At 69.1% G+C, this 11994-nt stretch carries 11 protein-coding genes; all 11 read right to left on the bottom strand.

Going from position 1 to position 11994, the window contains the following annotated elements:
• Positions 1-5: 5 nt before the first annotated feature.
• From nuoL to H5397_RS05625, 11 genes are read right to left on the bottom strand one after another with little or no spacing between them, the layout of a single operon-like run.
• Complete coding sequence (nuoL, locus tag H5397_RS05675) at positions 6-1871, bottom strand: NADH-quinone oxidoreductase subunit L (RefSeq protein ID WP_182815598.1); 1866 nt, start codon at positions 1869-1871, stop codon at positions 6-8.
• Between the two features lie 55 nt (positions 1872-1926).
• The gene (nuoK, locus tag H5397_RS05670) at positions 1927-2226 is read right to left on the bottom strand and encodes an NADH-quinone oxidoreductase subunit NuoK (protein ID WP_182815596.1); all 300 of its coding nucleotides are present in this window, start codon (positions 2224-2226) and stop codon (positions 1927-1929) included.
• 8 nt (positions 2227-2234) lie between these two features.
• Positions 2235-3050, bottom strand: a complete 816-nt coding sequence (locus tag H5397_RS05665) for an NADH-quinone oxidoreductase subunit J (RefSeq protein WP_182815491.1) — start codon at positions 3048-3050, stop codon at positions 2235-2237.
• Positions 3047-3607: an NADH-quinone oxidoreductase subunit NuoI gene (gene nuoI, locus H5397_RS05660; protein WP_182815489.1), complete on the bottom strand. Its 561-nt coding sequence runs from the start codon at positions 3605-3607 to the stop codon at positions 3047-3049. The genes H5397_RS05665 and nuoI overlap by 4 nt, the downstream gene beginning before the upstream one ends.
• Positions 3607-4914 (bottom strand): NADH-quinone oxidoreductase subunit NuoH, encoded by a 1308-nt coding sequence (nuoH, locus tag H5397_RS05655; protein WP_182815487.1) that lies wholly within the window; start codon positions 4912-4914, stop codon positions 3607-3609. The genes nuoI and nuoH overlap by 1 nt, the downstream gene beginning before the upstream one ends.
• Positions 4911-7307, bottom strand: a complete 2397-nt coding sequence (locus tag H5397_RS05650) for an NADH-quinone oxidoreductase subunit G (protein WP_182815485.1) — start codon at positions 7305-7307, stop codon at positions 4911-4913. Before H5397_RS05650 ends, nuoH begins: the two co-directional genes overlap by 4 nt.
• A complete protein-coding gene (nuoF, locus tag H5397_RS05645; protein WP_182815483.1) occupies positions 7304-8623 on the bottom strand; it encodes an NADH-quinone oxidoreductase subunit NuoF in 1320 nt (439 codons plus the stop codon). The genes H5397_RS05650 and nuoF overlap by 4 nt, the downstream gene beginning before the upstream one ends.
• On the bottom strand, positions 8620-9354 hold the full coding sequence (gene nuoE / locus H5397_RS05640) for an NADH-quinone oxidoreductase subunit NuoE (RefSeq protein WP_182815481.1): 735 nt from the start codon (positions 9352-9354) through the stop codon (positions 8620-8622). The genes nuoF and nuoE overlap by 4 nt, the downstream gene beginning before the upstream one ends.
• Positions 9351-10631 carry an NADH-quinone oxidoreductase subunit D gene (locus H5397_RS05635; RefSeq protein WP_182815594.1) on the bottom strand — a complete coding sequence of 427 codons (1281 nt, stop codon included), beginning with the start codon at positions 10629-10631 and terminating at the stop codon, positions 9351-9353. The genes nuoE and H5397_RS05635 overlap by 4 nt, the downstream gene beginning before the upstream one ends.
• Positions 10632-10687: 56 nt before the next feature.
• Entirely contained in the window at positions 10688-11428 is a 741-nt protein-coding gene (locus H5397_RS05630; RefSeq protein ID WP_182815479.1) for an NADH-quinone oxidoreductase subunit C, read from the bottom strand.
• Positions 11425-11982 carry an NADH-quinone oxidoreductase subunit B gene (locus H5397_RS05625; RefSeq protein ID WP_182815477.1) on the bottom strand — a complete coding sequence of 186 codons (558 nt, stop codon included), beginning with the start codon at positions 11980-11982 and terminating at the stop codon, positions 11425-11427. The genes H5397_RS05630 and H5397_RS05625 overlap by 4 nt, the downstream gene beginning before the upstream one ends.
• Between the last annotated feature and the right edge of the window lie 12 nt (positions 11983-11994).

The following is an 11994-nucleotide window of genomic DNA, read 5'->3' as shown; positions in this document are numbered from 1 at the left end:
CTCCCTCAACCCAGCTGGGTGAGGATCAGAACGGCACCCACGACCAGTGCTCCCAGCACCATGGTGAGGGCGTAGCTGCGGGCGTACCCGGTCTGCAGGCGGCGCATCTGCGTGGACAGGCCACCGAAGGCCTGCGCACCGCCGTCGACCATCCGGTCGATGCCCTTGGCGTCCGTGGTGTCGACGGCCGTGGCCATCGCGGTCGCCGGGGTCACGAACAGGAAGTCGTTGACCTGGTCGCCGAACAGGACGTTGCGTCCGGCCAGCGTGATCGGGTTGTTGGTCGCCGGGGCGGTCACCGGGATGGAGCCGCGGCCGAAGACCAGCCAGGCGGCGACCACGCCGAGGGCCACGACGGCCATCGTCATCCAGCCGACCGTGGTCGGGACGAGGCTGAGCTCGTGCGGGTGGTTGCCCACCGCGGGGGCCAGCCACTCCTGGATCCAGAAGTTCATCACGATGCCGGACACGATCGACAGGGCGGCGAGGATGATCAGCGGGATCGTCATCACCTTCGGCGACTCGTGCGGGTGGACCCCGGGCTGCCAACGCTTCTCGCCGAAGAACGTCATCAGCATCAGGCGCGTCATGTAGAACGCGGTGATGCCGGCGCCGATCAGCGCGCACACACCGATGAAGGTGTTGTCGGCGAAGGCGGCCTCGATGATGTGGTCCTTGGAGAAGTAGCCCGAGAAGAACGGGAACCCGATGATCGCCAGGTAGCCCATGGCGAACGTCAGGAACGTCACCTTCATGACCTTGCTCAGCGCGCCGTAGTGGCGCATGTCCACGTCGTCGTTCATGCCGTGCATGACAGAACCGGCGCCGAGGAACATGTTGGCCTTGAAGAAGCCGTGCGTGAGCAGGTGGAAGATCGCGAACGCGTAGCCGGCCGGCCCGATGCCCGCGGCGAGCATCATGTAGCCGATCTGCGACATCGTCGAACCGGCGAGCACCTTCTTGATGTCGTCCTGGCTCGTACCGATCCAGGCACCGGCGAGCAGCGTCACCGTGGCGACGACCACGACGGCCATCTGGGCGGTGGGCGCGGCCTCGAACAGGGCGTGGCTACGGACGACCAGGTAGACACCGGCGGTGACCATCGTGGCGGCGTGGATGAGCGCCGACACCGGGGTCGGGCCCTCCATGGCGTCCAGGAGCCAGGCCTGCAGCGGGACCTGTGCGGACTTGCCGCACGCGCCCAGGAGCAGGAACAGGCCGATGAGGGTGGCCCACAGCGGCTCGGTGCCGGCGGCGCCCGCGTTCACCTCGGTGAACGTCGAGCTGCCGAACATCGCGAGCATCGTGCTGATCGCCATCAGCATGCCGAGGTCACCGACACGGTTCATGACGAAGGCCTTGGTGCCGGCGGCGGCGGCGGACGGCTTGTGCTGCCAGAACGAGATGAGCAGCATCGACGCCAGGCCCACGCCTTCCCAACCCACGAACAGGATCAGGTAGTTGTCGGCGAGCACCAGCAGGAGCATGGCGGCCACGAACAGGTTCAGGTAGGCGAAGAACCGGCGGCGGCGCGGGTCGTGGCTCATGTAGCCGATCGAGTAGACGTGGATGAGACCACCCACGCCGGTGATCAGCATCGCGAAGAGGATCGAGAGCTGGTCGACCAGCAGGCCGACCTGGAAGCTCCACTCCCCCACGGTGAACCACGTGTACACGGGGGCCGACACCGCACGCTCGGTGGCCGGGGCCAGGAGCTGCTCGGCGAAGAGGCACACCGCGATCGCGAACGACCAGAACACCGCCGCGGTGGCGACCAGGTGCCCCCACGCGTCGGACAGCTTGCCCGCCAGCAGGAGGAGACCGGCCACGACCGCCGGGACGGCGATCATCGTCCACGCCCAGGTGAACATCCCGGTCGCGGCGACCGGTTCGGCGATGGTTTCGAGAAGGATCACGTCGCCCACCTCAGAGCTTCAGCAGGTTGGCGTCGTCGACCGAGGTCGAGCGGCGCGTCTTGTAGATCGAGACGATGATGGCCAGACCCACCACGACCTCGGCTGCGGCGACGACCATCACGAAGAAGGCCGTGGTCTGACCGTCGAGGGTTCCGGTGATGTGGGCACCGGCCACGAACGCCAGGTTGCAGGCGTTCAGCATCAGCTCCACGCAGAGGAACGCGACGAGCGCGTTGCGGCGCACCATCACGCCGATGGCGCCGATGGCGAACAGGATGGCGGCCAGGAAGAGGTAGTTCTCCGGGTTCATCACGGTGATCAGTCCTCCTCGTCCTCGTCGCGCACTGCCTCGATGGCCGCGAAGGTGCTGCCGGTGACCTGCGTGAGCGGGGCCGGGTCGATCGTGGCGCCGCGCATGACGAGCGTCTGGCTGATCGACTTCTCCGACACCGTGCCGTCCGGGAGCAGGGCACCGACGCCGATGGCGTTGCTGCCCGCGTAGACGCCCGAGTTCGGCAGCGAGCCGGGGTGCTCGCCCTTGGTCTTGTAGGCGTACATGCGGTCGGCGGCGAGCTCGGGCTGGCCCTTGCGCGGGCGGACCCGCTGGCCGTGCGCCAGCAGCATCGCGCCGACGGCGGCGACGATGAGCAGGGCGGCCGAGAGCTCGAACACGAAGACGTAGCGGCCGAAGAGCAGGTTGGCCAGGCCCTCGACGTTGCCCCCGAACTCGCTGTTCGCCGCGGCCACGGTGGCCGGCTCCGTGTGGAGCGCGCCGCCGATCGCGAAGAACAGGAAGGCCAGGATGCCGATGCCGCCGAGGATCGCCAGCGGGCGCTGGCCCTTCAGCGTCTCGACCGTCGAGTCGGGCGTGGTGATGCCGACCATCATGAGGACGAACAGGAACATCATCAGCACCGCGCCGGTGTAGACGATGATCTGCACCATCGCCAGGAACGGGGCGTCCAGCGACGCGTACAGGGCGGCGAGGCCCATCATCGTGACCGCCACCGACAGGGCCGCGTACACGGCGCGCCGGCTCAGCACCAGACCGAGGGCACCGAGGATGGTGAGCGGGGCCACCACCCAGAACGTCACCTCCGCCCCGGTGACGAGGGGAACGAGCAGGGTGTTCACGAGGCGACCTCCTCGGTCTCGGCGGGGCCGGTGCGCGTGTCCGGGACGCCGGTGGGCGGCAGGCCGAGGAAGTAGTCCTTCTCGTCGTTGCCCAGGCGCCGCGGGTGGGGCGGCTCCTCCATGCCCGGCAGCAGCGGGGCCAGGAGGCGGTCCTTGGTGTAGATCATCTTCTCGCGGGTCAGGTCGGCCAGCTTGAAGTCGTTGGTCATCGTCAGCGCGCGCGTCGGGCACGCCTCGATGCACATGCCGCAGAGGATGCACCGCAGGTAGTTGATCTGGTACACCGAGCCGTACCGCTCGCCGGGCGAGTAGCGGGCCTCCTCGGTGTTCGAGGCGCCCTCCACGTAGATCGCGTCGGCGGGGCACGCCCAGGCGCACAGCTCGCAGCCCACGCACTTCTCCAGGCCGTCGGGCCAGCGGTTCAGCTGGTGGCGGCCGTGGAAGCGCGGAGCCGTGATCTTCTCCTGCCCCTTCTCGGGGTAGCCCTGCGTGAAGGTCTTCCGGAACATCGTCCGGAACGTGACGCCGAAGCCGGCCCAGCCATCGAACAGGCCCATCACTCCACGTCCTTCCTGTCGTCGGTCTCGGTCGTGCCGTGGACCACATCGGCGAGCTCGGGCAGCGTCTGGCCGGGCATCGGGGGCACCGGGTAGCCGCCGGCGAAGGCGTCGAAGGGCTCGTCCACGTCGGCCATGCCGTCCACCTTGCCGTTGCCACCGCCGAGGAACATGACGGCGAGCAGGAGGGCGAAGACGACGCCGATGATGATCCAGAGCATCGGGCCCTGGAGCAGGCCGTGGTTCGTCAGGCCGCGCAGCAGCGCGATGACCATGACCCAGGCCAGCGAGATCGGGATGAGCCACTTCCAACCCAGGTTCATGAACTGGTCGTACCGGAAGCGCGGCAGCGACGCGCGCACCCAGACGAAGAAGAAGATCATCAGCTGGACCTTGATCACGAACCAGAGCAGTCCCCACCAGCCGGTGTCGGGGATGATGAAGCCCAGCGGCCAGATGGCCTTGTAGCCACCGAGGAACAGCGTGGTGACGACCGCGGACAGCGTCGTCATGTTGATGTACTCGGTGAGGTAGAAGATCGCGTACCGGAAGCCGGTGTACTCGGTGATGTGACCCGACACCAGCTCGGACTCACACTCGGGGAGGTCGAACGGCACGCGGTTGGACTCGCCCAGCATCGAGATCACGTAGATCACGAACGACGGCGGCAGGAGCAGCCAGTACCACTGCTGCAGGCCGAGCGGGTTGGCACCGAAGAGGGGCAGGCCCTGCGCCTCGACGATCTGGCCGGTCGACATCGAGCCGGCGTAGAGGAACACCGCCACGTAGGACAGGCCCATCGAGATCTCGTAGCTGATCATCTGCGCGCTGGAGCGCATCGAACCGAGCAACGAGTAGGGCGACTGCGACGAGTAGCCGGCCAGCACGAAGCCGTAGACGGCGGTCGAGGCGGCGGCGAGCAGCACGAGCGCGGAGACCGGGAGGTCGGCGACCTGCAGGCGGGTCTCCACCCCGAACATGTTCACCTGGCCACCCAGCGGGATCACCGACCAGGCGGTGAAGGCCGACACACCGGCGATGACCGGGGCCAGGGTGTACAGGACCCTGTCCACCATGCCGGGGGCGAAGTCCTCCTTGAGGAGGAACTTCAGGCCGTCACCCAGGGTCTGCCCGAGACCGAAGGGGCCGTTCATGATTGGGCCCTTGCGCTGCTGCATCTTGCCCAGCACACGGCGCTCGAACCACACGTTGATGATCTGCCAGGTCAGCACCAGGAGAACGATGCCGATGGCCTTGATCGCGACGATCCACCACGGATCGTTCATGACGAAGGGTTCAGGGGTCATGCCGCACCTCCGGTGACAGTAACGGTCTGGCCCGCCGTGACGCGGAGCTCACCGAGCCCCTCGCCGAGACGGTTGCCGGGGATCCACACGACCCCGTCGACCATGGAGTCCTCCACGAACAGCGGCAGGGTCACCTGTCCGCCACCCGCGGTGATCGTGACGTCGTCGCCCTCGGTGAGGCCGAGGCCGGACGCCGTGGCCGGGCTGAGGCGCGCGACCAGCGGCTTGGCGGTCGCCTTGAGCGCGTCCGCGCCGTCGTTGGCGGCCGAGCCGTCGATCAGCAGGCGCCACGAGGCCAGGACCAGGCCCTCGCCCGCGGGGGCAACCGGCAGGTCCTCGTTCGGGGCCGCCGCGCGCTCGCCGTCCCAGACACCGAGCTCGTCGAACTCGGCCTTGGCGGCCTTCGCGGTGCGGACGCCGAGGTCCGAACCCAGCGCGTCGGCGAGCATCGCCAGTGCGCGCAGGTCGGTCATCGGGGAACCGTGCGCCTTGTCGACGCGGTTGACCCGGCCCTCGCGGTGCTCCCAGTTCAGGAACGTGCCGGCCTGCTCCTCCAGCAGGCCGACCGGCAGCACCACGTCGGCGCGCTCGGTGACCTCGGAGACACGCGTCTCGAGGCTCAGCACGAAGCCGGCCCGCTCGATGCCCTCGCGCGCGGCGACGGCGTCGGCGAAGTCGGTCGGCTGGACGCCGGACACCACCAGGGCGGCCAGGTCGCCGTTCGCGGCGGCGTAGAGCATCGCCCCGGCGTCGAGGCCCGGCGTCGCGGGCAGCGAGGGGACGCCCCACGCGGCAGCCACGTCGACGCGGGCGCCGGCGTCGGTGACCAGACGGCCACCGGGCAGCAGGTTCGGCAGGCAGCCGGCCTCGATGGCGCCCCGGTCACCCGCACGCCGCGGCACCCAGGCCAGGCGTGCCCCGGTGCGGCGGGTGAGGTCCACCAGCGCGGACAGCGTCGCGCGCGACCCGGCGGCACGCTCGCCCACGAGGACGATCGTGGTGGCGTCGGCGTCCAGCTTGGCCACGACCTCGGCCTCCGTGCCGGGCACGGTCGGGACGAGGTGGGCGGACAGCTTGGCCTGGCCGTTGGTCAGGTACGGGGCCACCGCGACGACCTTGAGGCCCTTCTTGCGCGCCGCCTTGCGCAGGCGCAGGAAGACGATCGGGCTCTCCTCCTCGGGCTCGAAGTCCACGCAGATGACCTGCTTGGCCTGCTCGAGGTCGGCGTAGGTGACGCCGTCGCCGAGGCGCTTGCCGGCCACGGCGTGGGCGAGGAACTGGCCCTCCTCCACGGAGTGCTCGCGGGCCCGGAAGTCCACGTTGTTCGTCCCGAGCACGGCGCGGGCGAACTTGGCGTAACCGTAGGCGTTCTCGAGCGTGAGGCGTCCACCGGTAAGGACGCCGACGCTGCTGCCGGCGGCCTTGAGGCCCGCCACCGCGGCGTCGATGGCCTCGGGCCAGGACGCGGGGCGCAGGACGTCGCCGTCGCGGACCAGCGGGGTCGTGACCCGGTCGGCCTGGCGGCCGGAGCGGAAGGCGAAGCGACCGCGGTCGCAGTTCCACTCCTCGTTCACCTCGGGGGCGTTGCCGGCGAGGCGACGCTTGACCTGGAAGTGGCGGTGGTCGGAGCGCAGCTGGCAGCCGGCGGCGCAGATCTCACAGGTGACCGGCGTCGACACGAGGTCGAACGGACGGGCCTGGAAGCGGTAGTCGGCGCTGGTCAGCGCGCCCACCGGGCAGATTTGGACGACGTTGCCGGAGAAGTAGCTGTCGTACGGGTCGTCGGCGTAGATGCCGACCTGCTGCAGCGCACCGCGCTCGACCAGGGCGATGAACGGGTCACCGGAGATCTGCTCGGAGAAGCGGGTGCAGCGCGCGCACAGCACGCAGCGCTCGCGGTCGAGCAGGATCTGCGCGGACACCGACACCGGCTTGGGGAAGGTGCGCTTCACACCGTCGTAGCGGGACTCGGCGTAGCCGTGGCTCAGCGCCTGGTTCTGCAAGGGGCACTCGCCGCCCTTGTCGCAGATGGGGCAGTCGAGCGGGTGGTTGATCAGCAGGAACTCGAGCATGCCCTTCTGGGCCTTCTCCGCGACCGGCGAGCTCACCTGCGTCTGGATCTGCATGTTCGGCGCGACCTCGAGCGTGCAGGACGCCTGCGGCTTCGGCATGCCGCGCCCGTTGCCCATGTCGGGGACCTCGACCATGCACTGGCGGCAGGCGCCGACCGGGTCGAGCAGCGGGTGGTCGCAGAACCGCGGGATGTCGATGCCGATCATCTCCGCGGCACGGATGGCGAGGGTGCCCTTGGGCACCTGCACCTCGGTGCCGTCGATGAAGACCGAGATCAGGTCGCTCTTCTCGACGGCTCCAGCCTTGGCGTCGACGCTCATGCGTGGCCTCCAGCGGTCTTGACGGGGAACAGGGCGCTCTTGGCGTAGGGGAACAGCTCCCAGGCGGGCGTGGTGTAGCCGGCCTCGAACTCGGAGCGGAACTCCTTCACCGCCGAGGTCACGCAGGCGACGGCACCGTCGGCCAGGGCGCAGAACGACCGGCCGCCGATGTTCTCGGCGACGTCGAGCATCTTCTCGATGTCGCCCTCCTGGGCCTGCCCGGCCTCGAACTTCTTCAGCATCTGCACGAGCCACCAGTTGCCCTCGCGGCACGGCGTGCACTTACCACAGGACTCGTGCTTGTAGAACTCGATCCAGCGCAGCGTCGTGCGCACCACCGAGGTGGTCTCGTCGAAGATCTGCAGGGCGCGGGTGCCGAGCAGCGACCCCGCAGCCGCGACGGCCTCGAAGTCGAGCGGCATGTCGAGGGCGTCCTTGGTCAGGATCTGGGTCGAGCTGCCACCGGGGGTGAAGAACTTCAGCTCGTGCCCGTTGCGCATGCCGCCGGCCAGCTCGATGAGCTGGCGCAGCGTGATGCCCATCGGCGCCTCGAACTGGCCCGGGTTGGCCACGTGGCCCGAGAGGGAGAAGATGCCGTGGCCCTTGCTCTTCTCGGTCCCCATCGACGAGAACCAGGCGGCCCCGTTGGCGATGATGGCCGGGACGGACGCGATCGACTCGACGTTGTTCACGACGGTCGGGGACGCGTACAGGCCCGCGACGGCCGGGAACGGCGGGCGCAGGCGCGGCTGGCCACGGCGTCCCTCGAGGGAGTCGAGGAGCGCGGTCTCCTCGCCGCAGATGTAGGCGCCGGCGCCGGCGTGCACGACGAGCTCGAGGTCGTGGCCGGTGCCCAGGATGTTCTTGCCCAGGTAGCCGGCCGAGTAGGCCTCGCGCACCGCCTGCTGGAGGCGGCGGATCACGTGCAGGACCTCGCCACGGATGTAGATGAAGGCGAAGTGCGAGCGGATCGCGTAGGCGCTGATGATGACGCCCTCGACCAGCGCGTGCGGGTTGGCCATCATGAGCGGGATGTCCTTGCAGGTGCCCGGCTCGGACTCGTCGGCGTTGACCACGAGGTACTTGGGGTTCGGGTTGTCCTGCGGGACGAAGCTCCACTTCATGCCCGTCGGGAAGCCCGCGCCGCCACGGCCACGCAGGCCGGCGTCCTTGACCTCGTTGATGACCTCGTCGGGGGTCATCTTCAGCGCCTTGCGCAGGGCCTGGTAGCCGCCGCGGCGCTCGTAGTTGGTGATCTTCCAGGAACGCTCGTCGGCCCAGTTGGCCGAGAGGACCGGGGTGAGGGTGTCCGTCACTTCTCCTCCTCGCTCACCGGGGCCGGGACGTCCGGGGCCGTCCAGCCACGCTCGTTGGCGATCCTGAGGCCCACCAGCGAGGCGCCGCCGGCGGCGGGGCCCTCGTCGGCACGGCCGTCGGGGAAGCCGGCGATGACCCGCTCGGCCTCCTTCCAGCTGGTGATGGTGGCGCCACGGGTCGACTCCACCGGCTTGCCGGCGGCCAGGTCGTCCAGCAGACGGTCGGCCTTCTCGGGGTCCATGTTGTCCATGAACTCCCAGTTGACCATCATCACCGGGGCGAAGTCGCAGGCGGCGTTGCACTCGACGGCCTCGAGGCTGAAGGTGCCGTCGGCGGTGGTCTCGCCGGGGTGGATGCCCAGCTTGTCCTCGACGTGCTCCATGAGGGCGTCGCCACCCATCACGGCGCAGAGCGCAGTGACGCAGACGCCGACGTGGTGCTTGCCCGCCGGGCGACGCTTGTACATCGTGTAGAAGGTCGCCACACCGGACACCTGGGCCGCGGAGATGCCCAGCACCTCGGCGCAGGCCTCGATGCCGCGCGGGGACACCCGGCCGTCGACCGACTGCACCAGGTGCAGCATCGGGAGCAGCGCCGAGCGGGCCTGCGGGTAGCGGGCCGCCAGCTGGCGCATCTCCTCGATGGTCTCGTCGGTGATGTTCGTCGCCTGGTCGGAGAGGTCGACGCCCCCCGACTCGGGGAAGAACGACTGGAACTCGTGACCGCTCACCGGTCAACACCTCCCATGACGGGGTCGATCGAAGCCAGGGCCATGATCACGTCGGAGATCATGCCGCCCTCGCACTGCAGGGGAACGGACTGCAGGTGGTTGAACCCTGGGTCCCGCATGTGCGCGCGGTACGGCCGGGTGCCACCGTCGGAGACGATGTGGCAGCCGATCTCGCCCTTGGGGCCCTCGATCGGCACGTAGGCCTGACCCGCCGGGACGCGGAAGCCCTCCGTGACGACCTTGAAGTGGTGGATCAGCGCCTCCATGGACTCACCCATGATGTGCTTGATGTGCTCGTGGCTGTTGCCCTGGCCGTCGGGGCCCACCTTGAGGTCGGCCGGCGTGCTGATCTTGGCGTCGGTGTACATCACCGGCTGGCCGACGGACTGCTCGAGGCGATCGGCGACCTGCTCGACGATCTTCAGCGACTCCCACATCTCGTTGTAGCGCACGAGGTAGCGGCCGTAGCAGTCGGCCGTGTCCTCGACGGGCACGTCGAAGTCGTAGGTCTCGTAGCCGCAATAGGGCTGGGTCTTGCGGAGGTCCCAGCCGTAGCCGGCCGAGCGCAGCAGCGGGCCGGTGACGCCCATCGCCATGCACGCCGCCAGGTCCTGGACGCCGACGTCGATGGTGCGGCCCTTGAAGATCGGGTTCTCCTTGATCAGCAGGGCCAGCTCCGGGAGGTGCTTCTTCAGCCAGCTGATCAGGTTGCGCAGGTCGGTGATGCCGTTCTCGGGCAGGTCGACCGCCACGCCGCCGGGGCGGATGTAGGCGTGGTTCATGCGGACGCCGCTGACGGCCTCGAAGAAGTCGAGGATCATCTCGCGCTCGCGGAAGCCGGCCATCATCACCGAGGTGGCGCCCAGCTCGTTGCCCGTGGTGCCGATGGCGACGAGGTGGTTGCTGATGCGGTTGAGCTCCATCATCAGCACGCGAATCTGCGTGGCGCGCTCGGGGATCTTGTCCTCGATGCCGAGCAGGCGCTCGACGGAGAGGCAGTAGGCCATCTCGTTGAAGATCGGGGCGACGTAGTCCATGCGGGTCACGAACGCCGAACCCTGGGCCCAGTTGCGGAACTCCATGTTCTTCTCGATGCCCGTGTGCAGGAAGCCGATGCCCGGGCGGACGCTCTTCACCGTCTCGCCCTCGGTCTCCAGGATCAGGCGGAGGACGCCGTGGGTCGCGGGGTGCTGCGGGCCCATGTTGATGACGAGGGTCTCGTCACCGCGCTCGGCCTGCTCCTGCTGGATGTCGGCCCAGTCGCCGCCCATGGGCATGTAGACCGTGCCCGTGGTCGCCTCGGATCCCTGGGCGTAGTAGTCGTGGTCCTGGCTCACCGGTATTCCCTCCGCTGGTCCGGGGGCGGCACAACGGCGCCCTTGTACTCGACGGGGATGCCGCCGAGGGGGTAGTCCTTGCGCTGCGGGTGGCCCACCCAGTCATCCGGCATGAGGATGCGGGTCAGGGCCGGGTGCCCGTCGAAGATGACGCCGAACATGTCCCACGTCTCCCGCTCGTGCCAGTCGGCGGCCGGGTAGGTGGGGACGACGCTGGGGACGTGCGGGTCGGCGTCCGGAGCGGTCACCTCGAGCCGCACGCGGCGGTTGTGGGTGTAGGAGAGCAGGTGGTAGACCACGTGCAGCTCGGCGCCGGCGTCCGACGGGTAGTGGACGCCGGAGACGCTCATGCAGCCCTCGAAGCGCAGGTGGGCGTCATCGCGCAGGGCGCGGACGACCTCGGCCAGCTTCTCGCGGGGGACGAAGATCGTCAGCTCGCCACGGTCGAACAGGACGCGGGAGATCGCGCCGTCGACCAGACCCTCCAGGCGGGTGAGGAGGCGCTCGTTCGCGTCGTCCAGCGGACGCGCGGACGACTGCACGGGCAGGTACTCGCGGACGATGCCGCCGTAGCCGGAGGTGTCGGGCGAACCCTCGGACCACATGCCCGACCGGGTCACGGGCGGGCTGGGCTCGACGTCCTCGCGCTCGAGGCCGGCCACGGGGGCCGAGTCGGGGTTGGGGACGACGTCGCCGTCGACCGTCTTCTCCTCGCCGGGGAGCTTCTCGTCGCTCATCGCATGAGGCCCTTCATCTCGAGCGTGGGGGTCGCGGCGAGCTGGAGCTCCTCCAGGTCCTCCAGAACCTTGGCGCGGTGGGCGCCCATCGGGTCGCGGAGCACGATCTCACGCAGCTTGAACATGCCGTCGATGAACATGTCCGGACGCGGCGGGCAGCCGGGCACGTACACGTCGACGGGGACGATGTGGTCGCCACCCTGGACGATGGCGTAGTTGTTGAACATGCCGCCGGAGCTGGCGCACACGCCCATCGCCATGACCCACTTCGGGTTCGGCATCTGGTCGTAGACCTGCCGCATGACCGGGGCCATCTTCTGGCTCACGCGGCCCGAGATGATCAGCAGGTCGGCGTGGCGGGGCGAGGCGCGGAAGGCGACCTGGCCCCAGCGGTCGGCGTCGTACCGGGCGCAGCCGAACGCCATCATCTCGATGGCGCAGCAGGCCAGGCCGAAGGTGGCCGGCATGATCGAGGCGCGGCGCATCCAGCCGGCGATGCCCTCGATCGTGGTGGTCAGGATTCCCGACTCGGGGAGTGCGTCTTCGATACCCATTTCAGATTCCCT

It is taken from the genome of Propioniciclava sp. MC1683, assembly GCF_014164675.1.
Taxonomy (GTDB): domain Bacteria; phylum Actinomycetota; class Actinomycetes; order Propionibacteriales; family Propionibacteriaceae; genus Propioniciclava.
This window is presented reverse-complemented; position numbering and strand designations above follow the sequence as displayed.